This is a genomic window from Actinomycetospora chiangmaiensis DSM 45062, from assembly GCF_000379625.1.
Taxonomy (GTDB): Bacteria; Actinomycetota; Actinomycetes; order Mycobacteriales; family Pseudonocardiaceae; genus Actinomycetospora; species Actinomycetospora chiangmaiensis.
The window spans coordinates 143015-161046 of record NZ_KB903244.1; the positions used below are offsets into that span (position 1 = coordinate 143015).

General features: G+C 74.2%; 23 protein-coding genes. 11 read left to right on the plus strand and 12 right to left on the minus strand.

All coding sequences use genetic code 11. From position 1 onward, the window contains the following. Nucleotides 1-119: 119 nt before the first annotated feature. Complete coding sequence (dut, locus tag A3CO_RS0122480) at nucleotides 120-569, minus strand: dUTP diphosphatase (protein WP_018334505.1); 450 nt, start codon at nucleotides 567-569, stop codon at nucleotides 120-122. Between the two features lie 101 nt (nucleotides 570-670). Here dut and A3CO_RS0122485 point away from each other — a divergent pair, with 101 nt between their 5' ends. Further along, nucleotides 671-1153 (plus strand): DUF3093 domain-containing protein, encoded by a 483-nt coding sequence (locus A3CO_RS0122485; protein WP_018334506.1) that lies wholly within the window; start codon nucleotides 671-673, stop codon nucleotides 1151-1153. A gap of 86 nt (nucleotides 1154-1239) precedes the next feature. On the opposite strand, the gene A3CO_RS0122490 is transcribed toward A3CO_RS0122485, so the two are convergent. After that, nucleotides 1240-1542 (minus strand): DUF4193 domain-containing protein, encoded by a 303-nt coding sequence (locus A3CO_RS0122490; protein ID WP_018334507.1) that lies wholly within the window; start codon nucleotides 1540-1542, stop codon nucleotides 1240-1242. Nucleotides 1543-1846: 304 nt separating this feature from the next. Between A3CO_RS0122490 and cei the strand changes: the two genes are divergently transcribed. Beyond that, nucleotides 1847-2482 carry an envelope integrity protein Cei gene (gene cei / locus A3CO_RS33870; protein ID WP_018334508.1) on the plus strand — a complete coding sequence of 212 codons (636 nt, stop codon included), beginning with the start codon at nucleotides 1847-1849 and terminating at the stop codon, nucleotides 2480-2482. 18 nt (nucleotides 2483-2500) lie between these two features. Here cei and A3CO_RS0122500 read toward each other — a convergent pair whose 3' ends face one another. Further along, entirely contained in the window at nucleotides 2501-3337 is an 837-nt protein-coding gene (locus A3CO_RS0122500; protein ID WP_018334509.1) for an inositol monophosphatase family protein, read from the minus strand. A gap of 66 nt (nucleotides 3338-3403) precedes the next feature. Here A3CO_RS0122500 and ppgK point away from each other — a divergent pair, with 66 nt between their 5' ends. Together ppgK and A3CO_RS0122510 are read left to right on the plus strand one after the other, a co-directional pair. Continuing rightward, entirely contained in the window at nucleotides 3404-4150 is a 747-nt protein-coding gene (gene ppgK / locus A3CO_RS0122505) for a polyphosphate--glucose phosphotransferase (RefSeq protein WP_033414884.1), read from the plus strand. Between the two features lie 235 nt (nucleotides 4151-4385). Continuing rightward, nucleotides 4386-5759, plus strand: a complete 1374-nt coding sequence (locus tag A3CO_RS0122510; RefSeq protein ID WP_026204878.1) for an RNA polymerase sigma factor — start codon at nucleotides 4386-4388, stop codon at nucleotides 5757-5759. 132 nt (nucleotides 5760-5891) lie between these two features. Here the strand turns inward: A3CO_RS0122510 and A3CO_RS33875 are convergent, their stop codons facing one another. Further along, nucleotides 5892-6362, minus strand: a complete 471-nt coding sequence (locus A3CO_RS33875) for a DUF1622 domain-containing protein (protein WP_245561570.1) — start codon at nucleotides 6360-6362, stop codon at nucleotides 5892-5894. 561 nt (nucleotides 6363-6923) lie between these two features. Between A3CO_RS33875 and A3CO_RS38390 the strand changes: the two genes are divergently transcribed. The 5 genes from A3CO_RS38390 to A3CO_RS0122545 all read left to right on the plus strand — a co-directional run bounded on the left by A3CO_RS38390 (nucleotide 6924) and on the right by A3CO_RS0122545 (nucleotide 8936). Further along, the gene (locus A3CO_RS38390) at nucleotides 6924-7070 is read left to right on the plus strand and encodes a hypothetical protein (RefSeq protein ID WP_018334514.1); all 147 of its coding nucleotides are present in this window, start codon (nucleotides 6924-6926) and stop codon (nucleotides 7068-7070) included. A 17-nt stretch (nucleotides 7071-7087) separates the two neighbouring features. After that, complete coding sequence (locus tag A3CO_RS38395; protein WP_018334515.1) at nucleotides 7088-7294, plus strand: hypothetical protein; 207 nt, start codon at nucleotides 7088-7090, stop codon at nucleotides 7292-7294. Further along, nucleotides 7255-7713 (plus strand): PaaI family thioesterase, encoded by a 459-nt coding sequence (locus A3CO_RS0122535; RefSeq protein ID WP_018334516.1) that lies wholly within the window; start codon nucleotides 7255-7257, stop codon nucleotides 7711-7713. The genes A3CO_RS38395 and A3CO_RS0122535 overlap by 40 nt, the downstream gene beginning before the upstream one ends. 60 nt (nucleotides 7714-7773) lie before the next feature. Then, nucleotides 7774-8064, plus strand: a complete 291-nt coding sequence (locus A3CO_RS0122540) for a hypothetical protein (protein WP_157647792.1) — start codon at nucleotides 7774-7776, stop codon at nucleotides 8062-8064. A 95-nt stretch (nucleotides 8065-8159) separates the two neighbouring features. Next, nucleotides 8160-8936 (plus strand): 3'(2'),5'-bisphosphate nucleotidase CysQ, encoded by a 777-nt coding sequence (locus A3CO_RS0122545; RefSeq protein ID WP_018334518.1) that lies wholly within the window; start codon nucleotides 8160-8162, stop codon nucleotides 8934-8936. On the opposite strand, the gene A3CO_RS0122550 is transcribed toward A3CO_RS0122545, so the two are convergent. Then, complete coding sequence (locus tag A3CO_RS0122550; protein WP_157647793.1) at nucleotides 8920-9387, minus strand: HAD family hydrolase; 468 nt, start codon at nucleotides 9385-9387, stop codon at nucleotides 8920-8922. The genes A3CO_RS0122545 and A3CO_RS0122550 overlap by 17 nt on opposite strands. A gap of 92 nt (nucleotides 9388-9479) precedes the next feature. Between A3CO_RS0122550 and A3CO_RS0122555 the strand changes: the two genes are divergently transcribed. Beyond that, a complete protein-coding gene (locus tag A3CO_RS0122555) occupies nucleotides 9480-10418 on the plus strand; it encodes an aldo/keto reductase (protein ID WP_018334520.1) in 939 nt (312 codons plus the stop codon). Here the strand turns inward: A3CO_RS0122555 and A3CO_RS0122560 are convergent. From A3CO_RS0122560 to A3CO_RS0122570, 3 genes are all read right to left on the minus strand, one after another. Continuing rightward, nucleotides 10381-11373, minus strand: coding sequence for an endonuclease/exonuclease/phosphatase family protein (locus tag A3CO_RS0122560; RefSeq protein ID WP_157647794.1), 993 nt, complete (start codon nucleotides 11371-11373; stop codon nucleotides 10381-10383). The two genes, A3CO_RS0122555 and A3CO_RS0122560, sit on opposite strands and share 38 nt — an antisense overlap. Nucleotides 11374-11435: 62 nt before the next feature. Then, nucleotides 11436-12815 carry a type I glutamate--ammonia ligase gene (locus A3CO_RS0122565; RefSeq protein WP_026204883.1) on the minus strand — a complete coding sequence of 460 codons (1380 nt, stop codon included), beginning with the start codon at nucleotides 12813-12815 and terminating at the stop codon, nucleotides 11436-11438. 111 nt (nucleotides 12816-12926) lie between these two features. Further along, nucleotides 12927-13826, minus strand: coding sequence for an EamA family transporter (locus tag A3CO_RS0122570; RefSeq protein WP_033414846.1), 900 nt, complete (start codon nucleotides 13824-13826; stop codon nucleotides 12927-12929). A 185-nt stretch (nucleotides 13827-14011) separates the two neighbouring features. Between A3CO_RS0122570 and A3CO_RS0122575 the strand changes: the two genes are divergently transcribed. After that, a complete protein-coding gene (locus A3CO_RS0122575) occupies nucleotides 14012-14206 on the plus strand; it encodes a DUF7455 domain-containing protein (RefSeq protein WP_018334524.1) in 195 nt (64 codons plus the stop codon). Between the two features lie 380 nt (nucleotides 14207-14586). Here the strand turns inward: A3CO_RS0122575 and A3CO_RS0122585 are convergent, their stop codons facing one another. From A3CO_RS0122585 to A3CO_RS0122600, 4 genes are all read right to left on the minus strand, one after another. Then, on the minus strand, nucleotides 14587-16359 hold the full coding sequence (locus tag A3CO_RS0122585) for a DEAD/DEAH box helicase (protein WP_018334526.1): 1773 nt from the start codon (nucleotides 16357-16359) through the stop codon (nucleotides 14587-14589). Nucleotides 16360-16400: 41 nt separating this feature from the next. After that, on the minus strand, nucleotides 16401-16652 hold the full coding sequence (locus A3CO_RS0122590; protein ID WP_018334527.1) for a DUF3039 domain-containing protein: 252 nt from the start codon (nucleotides 16650-16652) through the stop codon (nucleotides 16401-16403). Nucleotides 16653-16718: 66 nt separating this feature from the next. Further along, nucleotides 16719-17141 carry a DUF3099 domain-containing protein gene (locus tag A3CO_RS33880; protein WP_018334528.1) on the minus strand — a complete coding sequence of 141 codons (423 nt, stop codon included), beginning with the start codon at nucleotides 17139-17141 and terminating at the stop codon, nucleotides 16719-16721. Nucleotides 17142-17321: 180 nt separating this feature from the next. Then, a complete protein-coding gene (locus tag A3CO_RS0122600; RefSeq protein ID WP_018334529.1) occupies nucleotides 17322-17936 on the minus strand; it encodes a superoxide dismutase in 615 nt (204 codons plus the stop codon). Nucleotides 17937-18032 lie beyond the last annotated feature (96 nt).

Below are 18032 nucleotides of genomic sequence, written 5' to 3' on the forward strand. Positions count from 1 at the left end.
CCCTCGTCACCGGCCACGCCGTGCGGCCGTCCCGTCCTATGTCGAACTGTCCATCGGCGCCGTGCGCCCCGTACTCAATACCCTGCCCGTGACCTTCTCGTGATGTAAACGGTCCCAGGTCACGCGAGGTCGTCACCCGACCCGGTCGACCCGAACCCGTTCGGGCCCCGGACGGACTCCGGGAGGGTGTCGACCACCCGCACCGTCGGCAGCTCCACCCGTTGGACGAGCAGCTGGGCCACCCGGTCCCCGCGTCGCAGCCGGACGGTCCGCTCCCGGTCGTGGTTGACCAGGCACACCCGGATCTCGCCGCGGTAGCCCGCGTCGATCACCCCGGGGGCGTTGACGAGGCCGACGCCCTCCCGGACGGCGAGGCCCGACCGGGCGCAGACCAGACCGACGTGGCCCGGCGGCAGCGCGATCGCGACCCCGGTGCCGACCAGCGCCCGCTCCCCCGGCCCGAGCACGACATCGGTCGTGGCGCGGAGGTCGAGCCCCGCGTCGTCCGCGTGCGCACGCCCGGGCGGCGGCAGCCCCGGATCGAGTCGGACGAGGTCGAGCTCGGACACGGCGGTCGAGGATAGCCGCGAGCCGCCCTCATCCCGCCCTCACCCCGCTGTCACCCCGCGGCCGTCCCCGCGGGCCCACCCGGTCGTCCTACCCTGGTGTCGTGACCCGAGCCCCCGCTCCGAGCGCCTCCCCGGCCGGCCTCGAACGCCTCCGTCTGCCCTGGTGGGCATGGCCGCCGTCGCTGCTCGTGGCCGGCCTGCTCGCCGCCGAGGTCCACATGGGCTTCCCCGGGGTGCGGTCGTGGCTGCCGTACGTGATCCTGCTGTCGCTCGCGGTCCTGGTGCTCGCACGCATCGGCCGCACGCGGGTGGGCGTCGCGACCGGGGCCGACGGCGAACGCGAGGTCTGGGCCGGCCCCGCGCACCTGCCGGTGCGGTTCGTCGGGCGCGCCGACGTGGTGCGCGGCGAGAGCAAGCAGCGCGCGCTGGGCCCGCAGCTCGACCCGACGGCGTTCGTGCTGCACCGGCCCTGGATCGGACCCGCGGTGCGCCTGGAGGTCGTCGACCCCGACGACCCCACGCCGTACTGGGTGGTCTCCACCCGGCACCCCGAGCGCCTGCTGTCGCAGGTCCGCGGCGAGTAGGAGCCGCTGCACACCGGGCCCGGAGACGGCGAAGCCCGGCCCGGGGAGGTCCCGGACCGGGCGGACGGTCGGTGTGTCGTGGAGCGTCAGGCCGCGCAGTCGCGGCAGATGAACGCGTTGCCGCGGGTCTCGGCCAGCCGGCTCCGGTGGTGGACCAGGAAGCAGCTGCCGCAGGTGAACTCGTCCGCCTGCTTGGGCAGCACCCGGACGGTCAGTTCCTCCCCGGACAGGTCCGCTCCCGGGAGCTCGAAGCTCTCGGCCGTGTCGGTCTCGTCGACGTCGACGGCCGCGGACTGCGCCTCGTTGCGGCGGGCCTTCAGTTCCTCGAGCGAGTCCTCCCCGAGTTCGTCGGACTCGTTGCGGCGCGGGGCGTCGTAGTCGGTCGCCATATGGTGTGTCCCACCCTCGTCATGCCGTGTGTGTCGTGCGCCCGCACAACGCGGGACGACAACGGTTTGTGCCGGTCGGTTGAGTGACCCGGGTCTCACCGGCGAAGCTGTCGAGAGTCTTTCCGTGCCGCGGGCGGCGGAAGGGTAGCCGACGCCGACGGCGGCTGCCCATGGGTTCGCCCGTCCGTCCGTGTGGCCTGCCCGACAATTCGATCGCGCGCCATTCCATGACGACGAACGGTCGCCACGGACACGGCTGCGGCGGAGACGTCGGCGTGACGCCCCGGCGTCTACGCTCCCGGGCGTGGCCGCCTCCTCACCCCTCCCGCGCGCCGGCGGGTACCGGCGGCGGCACCTGCTGCCGATGGCTCTCCTGGTGATCGTGCTCGCCGTCGCGAGCATCCTGACCTGGATCGTGGTGTTCGTGAACTCGACGGCCACGTCGGTCACCTCCTGCAACGCCCCGCCGTCGGGGGGCGGCGCCGTGCAGGCCCGTACCGCTCTCGACCGGACGGCCGCCGCCGCGCCCTCCGCCGTCGCCGTCCGCGTGCTCAACGGTGCCGGTCAGCGCGGCCAGGCCCAGCTCGCCGCCGTGGAGCTCGGGGAGCTCGGCATGCCCGAGGCCGCCCAGCCCGACAACGACCCGCTCTACCCGGCCCAGGACCTCAGCTGCGTCGGCCAGATCCGCTACGGGCCCGACGGCGCCTCCGCCGCCCGCACGCTCTCGCTCGTGGTGCCGTGCGCCGAACTGGTCGACGACGGCCGCCAGGGGGCGGCGGTGGACCTCGCGCTGGGCAGCGACTACCGCGACATCACCGTGGGCGCCGGGGTCAACGAGGCCCTCAAGGCGCTCGCCCGGGGCAACCAGTCCGGGTCCGCCGTGCCCGGCACCGACCCGACCTCGCTCTCCACGCTGCGCGAGGTCGACTGCTCGCAGTAGTCCCTCGCGCAGGAGCCCCTACAGCTCCGAGGCCCCCGCGCCGCGCAGCAGGTCGGCGAGCGGACCGGCGAGCGCGGGACCGGCGGCGAAGGTCGCCTCCGGGCCCCACCCGTCGTCGGGAACGGGTCCGGTGACCGGACGGCGCACCACCGCCCCCGCTTCCTCGGCGATCAGCGCCCCGGCGCACCAGTCCCACGGCTTGAGGCCGTGCTCGTAGAAGCCGTCGATCCAGCCCGCGGCCACCGAGCACAGGTCCAGGGAGGCGCAGCCCTGGCGGCGGACGTCGCCGATGGCCCCCGCGACCCGACCGATCAGGGCGGCCTGGCGGACCCGGCGGGCCGGGTCGTAGGCCAACCCGGTGCCCACGACGGCGATCTCGACCCGGTCCAGCGCGGACGCGCGCAGCGGACGGTCGTCGAGGCGCGCGCCATGCCCCGCGGCGGCGCTCCACACGCGGCCCGACACGGGTTCGACCACCGCGCCCGCGACGGCCCGCCCGTCGATCTCGACCCCGAGGGAGACGGAGAACCAGGGCAGGCCGTGGGTGTAGTTGACGGTGCCGTCGATGGGGTCGACCACCCAACGGACCTGGCCGGGGGCCGCCGAGGTCGCCCCGCCCTCCTCCTCGCCGAGCACGACGTCGTCGGGGCGCAGCGCCGCCAGGCGCTCCCGGACGAGGGCCTCGCACTCCCGGTCGCCGGCGGTGACCACGTCGGTGGCGGAGCTCTTGGTCGTCATGTCCGCGACGGAGCGGTCGCCGACCACCCGGTCGCGGACCGCGAGGGCGAGCGCGGCGGTCTCCTGCGCCACCTCGATCGCGGTCTTCTCGAGCGCGAGGGGGTCCCGGTCGTCCACGTCCTCATCCGACCACACCTGGCTAGGCTCGCCCGATATCGCACGAGGGGACGGGGTGTGAACGAGATGCGACGGTTGGGGATCGACGTCGGCGGCACCGGTGTGAAGGGCAACCTGGTGGACACGGGGACCGGGGAACTGCTCGCCGAGCGGGTCCGGATCGAGACCCCCCATCCCGCCACCCCGGAGGCGGTCGCCGACACGGTCGCGGCCGTGGTGGCGGAGCACGACTACGACGGACCGGTGGGCATCACGCTGCCCTCGGTGGTGAAGACCGGCATCGCCCACACCGCCGCCAACATCGACCCGGCCTGGCCCGGCACCGACGCGGTCACGCTCTTCGGGGAGCGGCTCGGACGCCGGCCGGTGTTCGTGCTCAACGACGCCGACGCGGCCGGGCTCGCGGAGGTGCGCTTCGGCGCCGGGGCGGGTCGGCGCGGCGTGGTCTGCATGCTCACGATCGGCACGGGGATCGGCTCGGCGCTCTTCCTCGACGGCCGGCTGCTCCCCTCCAGCGAGTTCGGGCACCTGCAGGTCGACGGGCACGACGCCGAGAGCCGGGCGTCGACCGCGGCCCGGGAACGCGAGGAGCTGTCCTGGCCGAAGTGGGCCAAGCGGTTCTCCCGCTACCTGCAGGTCCTCGAGGACCTCATCTGGCCGGACCTGTTCATCCTCGGCGGTGGGGTCAGCAAGAAGCCCGACAAGTGGCTGCCGCTGCTGGAGGCGCGGACCGAGATCGTGGTCGCCCAGTTGCAGAACCAGGCGGGCATCGTCGGCGCGGCCATGGCCGCCGCCGAGGACACGAGCCCCTGACCTGCAGGTTCTTCCCGACGACGGGCGGATCGTCCCGCCACGCCGCTGCTCGGGCCGTCAGGTACGGGCGCCCATCACCCGGCGTCGTTACAATGGACGTCAGCACGCGGCGGTTCACCGCCGGGCCCGGCGCCCAAACCTTCCCGAACACTCCGTGTCGAGATCGTCCGCGCCCCGTCCGTCGATCCGGTGTCCGCTCGTCGCCCCAGCAGTCGATCGTCGCGAAAGGTCGTTTGTGGCAGCCGCAGATTCCGCCCGCCGTCGTGCCACCACCGCCACGGCGGAGCAGCCCTCCGGCCCGCTCGGGGTGGTGACCGAGGACAGCGCGGGCACGGCCGCGCCCGCCGCGGCGCCGAAGACCCGGGCACGCACCGCCACGAAGGCCGCTCCGAAGGGCGCCGCCGCGACGAAGGCCCCCGCCAAGAAGGCCCCGGCGAAGAAGGCCGCGCCGGCCAAGAAGGGCGCGAAGACCGAGGGCGCCGAGGGCGAGGCCCCCGAGGGCGAGCTCGAGGACGCCCCCGGCGACGCCGACCTCACCGAGGAGGTCGAGGCGCTCGGCGCCGAGGTCGTCGTCGAGGAGGTCGAGGCCGAGGAGCCCACCGAAGAGGACAAGAAGTCCGGCGACTTCGTCTGGGACGAGGAGGAGTCCGAGGCGCTGCGCCAGGCGCGCAAGGACGCCGAGCTCACCGCCTCCGCCGACTCGGTCCGCGCCTACCTCAAGCAGATCGGCAAGGTGGCGCTGCTCAACGCCGAGGAGGAGGTCGAGCTCGCCAAGCGGATCGAGGCCGGCCTCTACGCGGCGGAGCGCCTCCGCAAGGTCGCCGAGACCCAGCAGGAGCTGCAGACGCAGATGCGTCGCGACCTGCGCTGGATCGTCCGCGACGGCGAGCGCGCCAAGTCGCACCTGCTCGAGGCGAACCTCCGCCTCGTCGTCTCGCTGGCCAAGCGCTACACCGGCCGCGGCATGGCGTTCCTGGACCTCATCCAGGAGGGCAACCTCGGTCTGATCCGTGCGGTCGAGAAGTTCGACTACACCAAGGGCTACAAGTTCTCGACCTACGCGACGTGGTGGATCCGCCAGGCCATCACCCGCGCGATGGCCGACCAGGCGCGCACCATCCGCATCCCGGTGCACATGGTCGAGGTCATCAACAAGCTCGGCCGCATCCAGCGCGAGCTGCTCCAGGACCTGGGCCGTGAGCCCACTCCGGAGGAGCTGGCCAAGGAAATGGACATCACCCCGGACAAGGTGCTGGAGATCCAGCAGTACGCCCGGGAGCCCATCTCGCTGGACCAGACGATCGGCGACGAGGGCGACTCGCAGCTCGGTGACTTCATCGAGGACTCCGAGGCCGTCGTGGCCGTCGACGCGGTCTCGTTCACGCTGCTGCAGGACCAGCTGCAGTCGGTCCTCGCGACGCTCTCCGAGCGCGAGGCCGGCGTGGTCCGGCTGCGCTTCGGCCTCACCGACGGCCAGCCCCGCACCCTCGACGAGATCGGCCAGGTCTACGGCGTGACGCGCGAGCGCATCCGCCAGATCGAGTCGAAGACGATGTCGAAGCTGCGCCACCCGTCGCGCTCGCAGGTACTGCGCGACTACCTGGACTAGGTCCCGTCCGACCCGGCACGACGACGGCCCCCGAGCTGAGGCTCGGGGGCCGTCGTCGTGTGTCGGCCCGTCCGGCCGACCGCGCCGCCCGGGCGGCCACCGCCGCTCGAGCGCCGCAGCCACCCGGTCCCGTCAGCCCGCGCGGTCCGGTCGGTGTCCGCCCTCGGTCTGCTCACCGTCCCGGGTCCCGGCGCGGGTGGTCGGCCGGCGCGGCACGTCGGCGCCCACGAGCGCCCGGCGCCACGGCACGACGCCCGCCATCTCGACCTCGAGGGAGAAGCTGAGGAAGGTCCGGATGACCACCACGATGCCCAGGACCGCCACGTTCTCGAGCGTCGGCGCCACCGCGATCGTGCGCACCAGATCGGCGGCGACGAGGATCTCCACGCCGAGCAGCAGGGTGCCCCCGAAGGCCGCGCGCACCCTCCCGTAGGCCTGCCCCGCGGAGCGGGTCCGGACCCACCGGACGGCCGCATCGATCAGGGAGCCGACGAGGCCGAGCACGAGCAGGGCGGCCGCGAGCACCTCGAACCCCTGGGCGACGTGCTCCATCAGGTCCGAGAAGGTCGTCGACGTCGGGTGCACGGCCGCCCGTCCGCTCACGAGTCCGCGGCCGCGCACACCACCACCGCGGCGGCGCCGAGCAGCGGGACGACGCCGCGGGGCAGGCTCGTCGTGCTGCCGGCCCCCTCGTCGGTCACGCCGTCCGTCGGGGAAAGCACCGGGTGCGGTCCGGGGTGTCCGTCCGCCACGTCTGGCCGGCGCTCCATCGGCGTCCCTCCGACGGTCTCGGGCTGGGGCCCCCAGCACGGCACGGGCCCCGCCGGGCCGGTACGGGCGAACGGCCCCGTCCCGCTGGGTCCACCAGCCCGCCCCTCCGGCGGGAGGGGCGCTGCGGCCGCCGTCGTTGCGCCCGCGAACGATCCCGCGTTGGGTGATCGTTCGTGACGTCGTCGCGGTGGACCGTCCCGCTGCTCAGCGTTCTGTTCGTGCTGCTGTGGGCCTCGGGGTTCATCGTCGCGAAGCTCGCCACCCGCACCACCGACGTGCCCACGGTGCTGTTCTGGCGGTTCGTCATCGCCGCGGCGGTGACCGGTGCGGCCGGCCCCGCCGTCGTGACGGCGACGAGGTGTCGGCCGACACCCGCTCTGGTTCGATGCGGCCATGAGGACCACCGCCGCCGTCGTGCCCGCCACGAACGCCCCGTTCCCGTTCGACAAGCTCGTGCGGCACTACGACTTCGCCGACATCGAGCAGGCGTTCGCCGACTCGGCCGCGGGGCGGACCATCAAGCCGGTGCTGCGCTTCTGACCGGCTACCGTGACGGGGTGCCGATGGACGAGCGGGTCCGCCCCGACGAACGCCGCCGCTACGTGTTCCTGCTGTGGTTCAACGGGACCCTGGGTGTGCTCTGGGCGGTCCTGCTGGTGCTGACGGGCGTGTGGTGGTTCGCGGCCCTCCTCGCGGCGTGCCTCGTCCTCGGCGGCCTGTCGGCGTGGGCACTCTCGGTGCTGCGGCGCGAGGGCGTCCGCTGACCCCGCCGCTGTCGCCCTCGCTCGCGGACCGTGCCGCCGCCGCGCTGGCGATCCCCCTGCAGGAGGCGCTCGGCGCCCGCCCGGCCGACCCCGCCGCGCCCACCGCGGGCCTGCTGTTCCCGGTGCGGGGCCTCGCCATCAACCCGGGCGGGACGCTGCACGCGGGCGCGCTCGGCGCGATCCTCGAACTGCAGGGCTTCCTGACGCTGCTCCCGGAGCTCGCGGACGACGAGCACGCCGTCACCCACCACATCTCGACGCAGCTGCTCAGTCCCGGGCAGCGCGACGAGGAGGTGCTGGTGACCGCGACCCTGGAACGCCGCACCCGTCGGCTCGGGTTCGTGAGCGCCACCGCCACCGTCGGGGACCGCCTCGTGGCGCGCAGCCAGATCACGAAGTCCGTCATCACGCTGCGCTGAGCCCACGTGAGCACCGAGCCCGCCGGGCCCGCCCGCGGCCGGTCTGTGATGCTCGCTGCCATGAGCCAGCACCCCGAGGCGGACGATCTCCCCGGCCCCGACCCGGCCGACGTGCACGAGCGCAGTGTGGCCGTCATCCGCGCCATGGACGCCGGGGACCTCCCGGCCGTGGGCGCCCTGCTCGGCGAGCTCGGCGGCCCCGAGGAGTACGGCGCCCAGGTGGTCAGCCTCGCAAGCCTCGCGCGCCTGCTGCTCGACCAGAACCCGCAGACCGCCCCGGAGCGGGACGGGGCGCGGGCCGCGATGCTCGACGAGCTCGCGCGGGTGCTGATCGCCGCGGAGACGCCCTGAACGACGGCGGTGAGGGTCCCGGACGCCCGGCCGGCCCGCACGCCACCCGCCCGGCCACCGCGCACCGACCCGACGTCGTGGGCGAAGATCGGGGGGTGAGCTCCCAGGAACCCGTGACCCCCGGCAGTCCCGCCTACGCGGAGGACGCCGCGCTCGCGCGGGAGCTGGCCGACGCGACCGGCCGCCTGCTGCTCGACCTCCGCGACGCCACCCCCACCGGCCGCGACCGCGAGTACGCGGGCGACGAGCAGGCGCACGAGTACCTCACCCGCGAGCTCGCCCGGCGCCGGCCCGACGACGCCGTGCTCTCCGAGGAGGGCTCCCTCGACCCGCGCGACCGACGGGGCCGCCGCCTGTGGATCGTCGACCCGCTGGACGGCTCCTCCGGCTTCGGCCGCGGGACCGACGAGTGGGGCGTCCACGTCGCGCTCGTCGTGGACGGGCAGCTGGCCGCGGGGGCGGTCGCCGTGCCGGGGCTCGGTGCCCTCGTCGACTCCGACACCGTGAAGCACATCGCCGACGCACCGGTGGGCGACGAGCTGGCCGTCACCGTGAGCCGCTCCCGCCCGCCGCACGAGCTCCGCGCGGTCGAGCGCGCGTTCCCCGTGCGGCTGGTCAAGCGGTCGGCGGCCGGGGTGAAGACGCTCGCGGTGCTCGACGGGGAGGCCGACGTCTACCTGCACTCCGGCGGGCAGTACGAGTGGGACAACGCGGCGCCGATGGCGGTCGCGATGGCCGCGGGCCTGCTCGCGACCCGGATCGACGGCTCGCCGGTGCCTTACGGGCAGGACGACCCGTACTCCCCCGACCTGCTCATCGCCCGCCCGTCGGTGCACGCCGCGGTGCTGTCGGTGCTCACCGGCGGGCGGTGACCAGCTCCTCCAGCACGTCGACGACGTCCTCGGCCCCGGCGACGCGGTAGCGGCCCTCCTCCTCCGGGTCCGCGTCGGGGTCGGCGTCCTCGTCGACCAGGACGCCCAGGTCGTCGGACGTCAGGCCCGCGAGCGTCCCGGGGTCGGTGTCGACGACGAGGGCGACCGCGGCGAGCTCCCGGCGCAGCGGGTCGACGTCGTCCGGGGTGATCGTCCGCAGCCCGCCCTTCGCCCCGGAGAGGAACATCAGCTCGGCGACCTCGTCGGCCGGGCGCCGCGAGACGACGGCGACGGTGGTCCCGGGCAGGGCCAGCAGCACGTTGAGCGCCTCCGAGGACTGCTGCAGCGCCCGGTCGTCGCCCGGCGGGGCGAGGGCCCCGTCGAACCCGCAGGCCACGAGCAGGGTCGGTGCGTCACCGAGAGCGGCCACCTCGCCGAGCAGTTCCTCCACGGCCCGGGACCCTGCCACCCGGCCGATCACGCGACCAAGATCCGTCGGGCACGTGCAGGGTCTGCCCGGGCCCGGCGGGGTAGACCGGAAGCATGAGCAACCTTCCTGACGACGGGCTGTGCCTGGGTGGGAACGTCTTCGGCTGGACCGCCGACGAGCCGACCTCTCACGCCCTGCTCGACGCGTTCGTCGACGCCGGCGGCCGCATGATCGACACCGCCGACTCCTACATGGCGCGCGCGGAGGGCAACTCCGGCGGCGAGTCCGAGACGGTGATCGGGAACTGGCTCGCGCGCACCGGGCGCCGCGACGACGTGGTCATCGCGACGAAGGTCGGGTCCTGGGAGCAGCGCAAGGGCCTGCGCCCGGAGAACATCCGGGCCGCCTGCGACGACTCGCTGCGTCGGCTGCAGACCGACCACATCGACCTCTACTACGCCCACCGCGACGACCCCGACACCCCGCAGGAGGACTACGTCGGCGCGTTCGACGAGCTGGTGCGCGCCGGGAAGGTCCGGGCCGTCGGGGCGTCGAACTTCGACGCCGAGCGCCTCGCGTCCGCCCTCGAGCTGGCCGACAAGCACGACCTCACGCGGTTCACCGCGGTCCAGCCGCACTACAACCTCGTCGAGCGGGACTACGAGCGCGACCTGGCGCCGCTGGTGGAGCGCGAGGGCCTCGTCTGCTACCCGTACTTCGGCCTCGCGAAGGGCTTCCTGACCGGCAAGTACCGGCCCGGGCAGGACGACGTCGACTCGGGGGCCGCCTCCGGCGCGATGGCGGGTGCCCGCGTCGAGGGCGCCCGCGCCTACCTCGACGACCGCGGGGTGGCCCTGCTCGGCGTCCTCGACGAGATCGCGGCCGCGCACGACGTGCCGGTGGCGGCGGTGTCGCTGGCCTGGCTCGCCGCCCGGCCGACCGTGGGCGCCCCGATCGCCTCGGGACGCACGCTGCACCAGCTGGGCGAGATCCTGCCCGCGGTGTCGCTGCGCCTCAGCCCCGAGGAACTGCGCCGCCTCTCGGACGCCTGAGCCGCGCCAGCACCGCCCGGTGGTCGCTGCCGGCGACGTCGAGGACCTCGAAGGACCCGACGCCCACGGCGGCGGACACGAGGACGTGGTCGATCGCGACGCCGAGTCGGCGGGGCCGCCCCGCCGGCCAGGTCGCCTCCCGGGCGCGACCCGTCTCCGCCGCGGCCGAGCGGACCCGGCGCAGCACGCGCTGCAGGGCCCGGTGCTCGCACGTCGCGTTGAGGTCGCCGACGACCACCGTGGGCCGCGGGTCGTCGGCGACGAGGGCGGCGAGCCGGTCGAGCTCGCGGCGCCACTCGGGGGTGCGGCTGGGCCGCAGGACGGCGGGGTGCACGGCGAGCACGCGGGTGTCGCCGAGCGCCCCGCCGGCGAGCTCGATCCAGCCCGACGCCGTGTCCCGGGTGACCGCGCGGACCGTGACGTCGCCGAGCCCGGGGGCGGCCAGCACCGTGGTCGCGGCGTGGTCCCCCGCGCCCCGGGCCTCGACCTCGGCGCGACCCGGCGCGGCCGACCAGCCCCGGTACCCGAGGTCGTCGATCTCCGGGGTGAGTGCCCGCCGGAAGTGGTCGCCGGCCTCGAGGAGCACCACGACGTCGGGACGTTCCCGGCGGATCAGCGCCCCGAGCGCCCCGGGGTCCGCCTGGCCGATCCACACGTTCGACCCGAGCACGGCCAGCGGCTCCCCGTCCGGGCCCCCGCCGGTCCGGGGCCGGTGCCGCACGGTCGAGACGACGAGGGCGGCGGCGGCCACGAGCCCGACGCCGATCCCGAGGTCCCGCCGCGGTCCGGGGCGGGCCGCCGCGAGGGCGGCGAGCCCGGCGGCGCCGAGGGCGAGGCGACGGCGGAACGCGTCGAGAATCGGCCACGGCGCCGTCCGGTCGAGCCCGAGGGCCTCGGGCAGCAGGACGACGGTGCCCGCGAGCGCGCCCGCCGCGATACGTCCGGGGTGTGCCACGACCACCGATGATCGCGGACGGGACGTCTCCTCGGCGCGAGGACGGCGCCACCGTCGGGTGATCAGTACTTCCACCGCCAGGCGGCGAGGACCTCCTCGGTGTCCTTCTCGCCCGCCCACGCGGCGTCCGCCCGGCGGACGGCGAGGAACGCCTCGAGGAGGTCCTCACCCAGCACGCCGGCCACCCGCGGGTTGTCGCGCAGCGCCTCCTCCTGCTCGGCCTGCGTGGCCGGCAGCTTCGCGATACCGGCGGCGGCCCGCTCCTTCTTCTTCCACGTGCCCGGGTCCTGCGCGGTCGGGGCCGGCGGGACGAGGTTCTCCTCGATCCCGGCCACCCCCGACGTCAGGATCGCGGCGAGGGCGAGGTACGGGTTGGCCGAGGCGTCGGAGGTCTTGAGCTCGACGTTCGCGTGGTCCTCGCCGAGCAGCGCCGACCCCGGCACGTAGCGCAGCGGGGCCTCGCGGTTCTCCACGCCCCAGAAGCCGGAGAACGCTCCGGCGAAGAACCCGGGCCGCAGCCGGGCCAGGGAGCCCTGCGAGGGCGCGGTGACGGCCGCGAGGGCGGGCAGGTCGCGCAGCAGCCCGGCGATGTAGCCCGCGCCCGCCGTGCCGCGCGGTCCCTCCGCCCCGCCCGCGAGCAGGTTCTCGTCCCCGCGCCACAGCGAGGTGTGCACGTGCCAGCCGTTCCCGGCGCCGTTCAGCGTCGGCAGCGGTGCGAAGGAGACCCGCAGCCCGTGCGCCTCGGCCGCCGCGAGGATCGTCTGGCGGGCGAGCAGCTGCTGGTCGGCCGCCGTGAGCGGGTCGGACGCGGCGAGCGAGAGCTCGACCTGCGCGGGCCCGTACTCGGCGTGGATCTGGCCCAGGCGCAGCCCGTTCGCCTCCGCGTCGCGCATCACCGAGGCGATGAAGCCGTCGATCGGCAGCAGGGCGTGCGGGCTGTAGGCCGGTCCGTGGTGGGCGGGGAGGAGCTCGGCGTCCTCCGGGTCGGTCTCCGGCTCGAAGACCCCGAACTCCATCTCGTAGCCGACGAGGGCGCGGTACCCGTCGTCGGCGAGCCGGCCGACGACGCGCTCGAGGACCGAGCGCTGGTCGAACGCCCACGGACCGCCGTCGGCGGTGACCTGCTTCCCGGGCGCCCACGCGAAGGCGGGCTGCCCGGCGAGGCGGGTGACGCGGTCGAGCTGCGGGACGAGCCGCACGTCGCCCGACGCGTTCTGCATGCCCGGGGAGCCGAAGGCGATGGCGTCGTTCGTGTCGAACACGGCGAACAGGTGCGTGACGCCGACCCCGGCCACCGCCACCTGCGGCAGCGCCGACACCGGGACCGTCCGCGAGCGGGGGATGCCGTTGTTGTCGGCCCACGCGATCGTCAGCCCGGCCACCCCGTCGGCGACCAGCGCCGCCGCGAGCTCCCGGCCGCGCTCGCCTGACTCCTCGGACACGTTCCCCACCCCTCGTCGACGCTCAGCGCAGGTGAGGCTAGTCAGCGGCTCCCGCCGCGTCCGTAAGGGGAGGATTCGAGCGCTCTCGTGGCACGAGGGTTCCCCTCGCGCTCAGTCCGGGGGCGGGTCGGCGGTCGGCGCCGGCTCGCGGCGCAGCGCCACCCCGACGACGACGGCCGCGATCCCCACCGCCTCCAGCGGCGCCGGCACCTGCGCGAGCCCCACGAGACCGACGACGGTGGCGGTGAGCGGCAGGAGCGCGAGGAGCAGGGCGAAGCGGGCCCGCCCGACGCGCCGCAGCACGACCTGGTCCAGCACGTAGGGCACCACCGAGGACAGCACGCCGAGCGCGAGCGCGGCGCCGAGCAGCAGCGGCTCGCCGGCGATCGGGGCCGTGGTCCGCGCGAGGGGCGAGAGCACGACGGCCGCGACGACGAAGCCGATCGCGAGGCCGTCGATGCCCTCCCCCGTCGACCCCGAGCCGCTCGACACGCGCGCGCCGAGCACGATGTAGCCCGCCCACAGCAGGGCCGCCAGCAGCGCGAACACCACGCCGGCGGGCGAGCCCTCCAGCCGGACGTCGGCGATGAGGGCCACCCCGAGCACCACGAGCGCGAGCGCGGCCCAGTCCCGGCAGCTCCGCGAGCCCAACGCGGCCACGAGCACCGGGCCCGCGAACTCCACGGCGACCGCGGTGCCCAGCGGCAGCCGCGCGATCGCCTCGTAGAAGACGATGTTCATGCCGGCCGTGACGAGACCGAAGGCGCCCGCGAGGAGCACCCGACGGCGGGTCCAGCGCACGGGCTCGGACCGGGACCAGCGCCGGGCCGCCAGCCGCCAGACCGCCAGCACCACGGCCGCGCCGGCCAGCCGCAGCCACGCCACCCCCGCGGGCGACACGCGTTCGAAGAGGCCCACGGCGAGGGCCGCGCCCACGTACATCGACGCGCCGCCGAGCACGAAGAGTAACGGCGCGGGCAGACCGCTCGTCGTCGAAGATCGACTCACCATCGTGTGGTTTCCCGCCTTCCCCGATAACAACGGTCGCAATCCGTCGATGAGCGGTACGTGACCGAGGACAAAGCACGACGTGAACACGAGCGGTCGTCGCCTCGTTCTGACACAGTGGAGGGGCGACGGTCACTCGGCCGGAGCCTGCGGGGCCGGTTCCCACGCCGGTCTCCGAACGGAGGGAGATGACGATGCCCGGAACTCTGACCCGGCCAGAACTCACCGCCTCGGACCGATGCGACCGCTGCGGTGCAGCGGCGAAGGTCCGCGCCGTCCTGCCCTCCGGCGGGGAGCTGCTCTTCTGCGGGCACCACGCCCGTACGCACGAGGCGAAGCTGAAGGAGCTCTCCATCGACGTGCAGGCTGGGGAGTCGGTCTGACGGCGCGCTGACCTGCGGCGACGCTGATCGCCGCGAGACGGCTCGACACGACGGCGGGTGGGGACCATGACGGTCCCCACCCGCCGTCGTCGTGTGTGCACCCCCGGATGCCGCCGCGCGGACAAGGTCGAGTGCGGACCGGTCGCGACACGCGACGGACGCCGACGGGACGCGCACGGTCGGGTGGTCCGGGCGGTCACCGGCCGTCGTCGTCCCGGTCGTGTCGCCCCGGCCGGCCGGCCCGCGCGTCCGCGACGGTGCGTGACGACCGCGTGTCGTCCATGACGGACACGTATCGCGACGTGACGGACACGGGCTGCAGCCGTCACCCACAGGTGTGATGTCGAGCACAGCGACGACGGTACGGCTGCGGGCGGTCGTCAGCGCCCGGGCTGGGAACGCCACGACCGCAGCGTGGTGATGCGCTCCTCGATCTGCTCCGCCGTCGCGACCGGAGTCGCGGGACCGCCGCACGCCTTGCGCAGGTCGCCGTGGATCACGCCGTGCGGCTGCCCCGTGCGGTGGTGGTGCGCGGCGACGAGCGTGTTGAGCTCGCGGCGCAGTTCCTTGAGCTTCTCCGCCGCCGAGGGCTTCAGGCGCGCGGGCGGCGGGGCGGCCGGCTCGGGCGGGGCCTCCCGGACCCGGCGGGCCTCCTCGTCGAGCTGGTCGCTCTGCCGCTTGCGGAGCAGGGCCCGCACCTGGTCGGGGTCGAGGAGCCCCGGGAGCCCGAGGTAGTCCTGCTCCTCGTCGCTGCCCGAGGCCGCCGCGGTGCCGAACGACGCGCCGTCGTAGATCAGCTGGTCCAGCTCGGCCTCGGCGGAGAGCGCCTCGAAGCTCTTCTCCTGCTCGCCGGGCTCGTCCTCGGTGCGGTTGGCCTGCTCGAGGAGCTCGTCGTCGAGCCCCTCCTTGAGCCGGTGCGGCTCGCCGAGGACGTGGTCGCGCTGCAGCTCGAGCTCGCTGGCGAGGCCCAGCAGCGTCGGAACGCTGGGCAGGAAGACCGACGCCGTCTCCCCGGAGCGCCGGGACCGCACGAAGCGGCCGACCGCCTGGGCGAAGAACAGGGGCGTCGAGGCACTGGTGGCGTACACCCCGACGGCGAGCCGCGGCACGTCGACGCCCTCGCTCACCATGCGCACCGCGACCAGCCAGCGGTCGTTCGACGCGGCGAACGTCGCGATGCGGCCGGAGGCCTTCGGGTCGTCGGACAGCACGACGACGGGCTCCTCGCCGGAGAGACCGCGGAGGATCTTCGCGTAGGCCTTCGCCGTGGTGTGGTCGGTCGCGATGACCAGTCCCCCGGCGTCGGGCATGCCGCCCTGGCGCAGCTGGGTCAGCCGGGTGTCGGCGGCCTGCAGGACCGCGGGCATCCAGTCGCCCTTGGGGTCGAGGGCCGTCTTCCACGCCCGCGACGTCTGCTCGGCGGTGAGCGGCTCGCCGAGGCGGGCGGTCATCTCCTCGCCCGCGCTCGTGCGCCACGACGCCTGCCCGGAGTAGGCCAGGAACACCACGGGCCGCACGACGCCGTCGGCGAGGGCGTCGGAGTAGCCGTACGAGTGGTCGGCCTTGGAGCGCAGCGCGCCCGCCGAGTCGGGCTCGTAGGTGATGAACGGGATCGGGCTGTCGTCGGAGCGGAACGGCGTCCCGGTCAGCGCGAGCCGGCGGGTGGCACCTCCGAACGCCTCCCGGGTGGCCTCGCCCCAGCTCTTCGCGTCCCCGGCGTGGTGGATCTCGTCGAAGATCACCAGCGTGCGCCGCGACTCGGTGCGGTTCATGTGCAGCATCGGGTGCGCCGCGACCTGGGCGTAGGTCACCGCGACGCCGTGGAAGTCCGCCGAGAGCTTCCCGACCGAGTTCGAGTACTCGGGGTCGATCGCGATGCCCGCCCGCGCCGCCGCGCCCGCCCACTGGTGCTTGAGGTGCTCGGTGGGGCAGACGATCGTCACCGTGTCGACGGTGCGGTCGCCGAGGAGCTCGGCCGCGACCCGCAGCGCGAACGTCGTCTTGCCCGCACCCGGCGTCGCGACCGCGAGGAAGTCCTTCGGGCGCTCCGCGAGGTAGCGGGTCAGGGCCCGCCGCTGCCACTGCCGCAGGGGTGGGGCCGACGGTGTCTCCGACGTCGTCGAGCCGGGGCGGCCGGGCGCGCGCGTGGTCAAGGACCCTCCGGGGAGCTGGTGGGCAGGACGGGGACGGGCTCCTACTCGTCGTCCCCGCCGCCGCGCGGCAGCTTGTTGAAGATCTCCTTGCACGCCGGGCAGACCGGCGAGCCGGGCTTCGGGGAGCGGGTGACCGGGAACGTCTCGCCGCACAGCGCCACGACCATGTTCCCCATGACGGCGCTCTCGACCACCTTGTCCTTGCGGACGTAGTGGAACATCTTCGGATCGTCGTCGTTCGTCCGATCCGTGGCGTCCGGGCGGACGTCGGGGAGGACCGCGGTCTGGCTCATGTCTCCATTGTGACCCAGGGGCCGACGGCGTGGTGACGCGGCGCGGAACCGGACCGAAGTCCCAGGTCAGCCGCCCGTCCCGGTCCGGGGCGGCGCGTGGTCGGGGCCGTCCTGCTGCGACTGACGGGGGCCGTCGGTGCGGTGCGAGCGGGCGTCGAGCACCTCGGCCGCCTCGATGATCCGCGCCTCGCTGACCGCGGGCAGGGCCGTCCGGTCGGAGCGGTAGCGGTTGACCTTCTGCGACTTCTTCGGCGGCCGGTCGTTCGCGATGAGCACCGCGACCCAGGGCAGGGGCACCGACAGCACGATGAACGCGACCGCGACCCACGGCCAGTTGAAACCGATCCCGAAGACCCCGGCCAGCAGGAGGCACGGGATACGACAGGCCATGATCAACGAGTAGCGCTTCTTCCGGGCGGCGAACTCGTCCTCGAACGAGACGGCGGCCTCGGTGATGAGCACCGGCTCGTCGTCCTGACGCCGCTTCACTCACACCACCTCCCTGTCATCACTGTCCCACCTCGGGTCCCCGATGGCATGGCGGGCAATCCTGTTCGCCCGTCCCGCCGTGACACGACGGCCCCCGCGGGAGGAGCTCCCACGGGGGCCGGTGCCGGCGCGGTGGATCGAGCTGGTCGGAACGATCACCGCGGGTTCTGCGGGGCGGGCTCAGACGAGCTGCGTGCCCTGTGCGGACTCGAAGCGCTTCGCGGCGTCGTCCCAGTTCACGACGTTCCACCAGGCCTTCACGTAGTCCGGCTTCACGTTGAGGTAGTCCAGGTAGAAGGCGTGCTCCCACATGTCGAGCATGACGACGGGGACGATCCCGAGCGGCACGTTCGCCTGCTGGTCGTAGAGCTGGAAGATGCGCAGCTTCCGGGCGAGCGTGTCGAAGCCCAGGACGGACCAGCCGGAGCCCTGGATCGTCGTCGCGACCGACGTGAAGTGCTTCTGGAACAGGTCGAACGAGCCGAAGTCCCGGTCGATCGCCGAGGCCAGGTCGCCGGTCGGTCGGTCACCGCCGTCCGGGGAGAGGTTCTGCCAGAACACGGTGTGGTTGATGTGCCCGCCGTAGTTGAAGGCGAGGTTCTTCTCCCACAGCAGCGCCGTGGTGCCGATCCTGTCCTTCTCGCGGGCCTCGGCGAGGGCGTCGATCGCGGTGTTCAGACCGGTCACGTAGGTGTTGTGGTGCTTGTCGTGGTGCAGCTCCATGATCTTGCCCGAGATGTGGGGCTCGAGAGCGCCGTAGTCGTAGGGCAGGTCGGGCAGGGAGTACTCCGCCATCGCTCGCACGTCTCCTCGGGTGGTGCGCTGGTCGATCGACCAGTGCTTCGCTGTTGCGAGCTTGCTGCATCAGGGAAAGGGCAGCAACTCGTGGTC

What these genes read in the sequence shown, in the direction of transcription:
- A3CO_RS0122490 (WP_018334507.1), bottom strand. Translation starts at nt 1,542, where the DNA reads ATGGCGACCGACTACGACGCCCCGCGCCGCAACGAGTCCGACGAACTC.
- A3CO_RS0122555 (WP_018334520.1), top strand. Translation starts at nt 9,480, where the DNA reads ATGAGCAACCTTCCTGACGACGGGCTGTGCCTGGGTGGGAACGTCTTC.
- A3CO_RS0122570 (WP_033414846.1), bottom strand. Translation starts at nt 13,826, where the DNA reads ATGGTGAGTCGATCTTCGACGACGAGCGGTCTGCCCGCGCCGTTACTC.
- ppgK (WP_033414884.1), top strand. Translation starts at nt 3,404, where the DNA reads ATGCGACGGTTGGGGATCGACGTCGGCGGCACCGGTGTGAAGGGCAAC.
- A3CO_RS0122600 (WP_018334529.1), bottom strand. Translation starts at nt 17,936, where the DNA reads ATGGCGGAGTACTCCCTGCCCGACCTGCCCTACGACTACGGCGCTCTC.
- A3CO_RS0122575 (WP_018334524.1), top strand. Translation starts at nt 14,012, where the DNA reads ATGACGATGCCCGGAACTCTGACCCGGCCAGAACTCACCGCCTCGGAC.
- A3CO_RS0122590 (WP_018334527.1), bottom strand. Translation starts at nt 16,652, where the DNA reads ATGAGCCAGACCGCGGTCCTCCCCGACGTCCGCCCGGACGCCACGGAT.
- A3CO_RS38390 (WP_018334514.1), top strand. Translation starts at nt 6,924, where the DNA reads ATGAGGACCACCGCCGCCGTCGTGCCCGCCACGAACGCCCCGTTCCCG.
- A3CO_RS0122540 (WP_157647792.1), top strand. Translation starts at nt 7,774, where the DNA reads ATGAGCCAGCACCCCGAGGCGGACGATCTCCCCGGCCCCGACCCGGCC.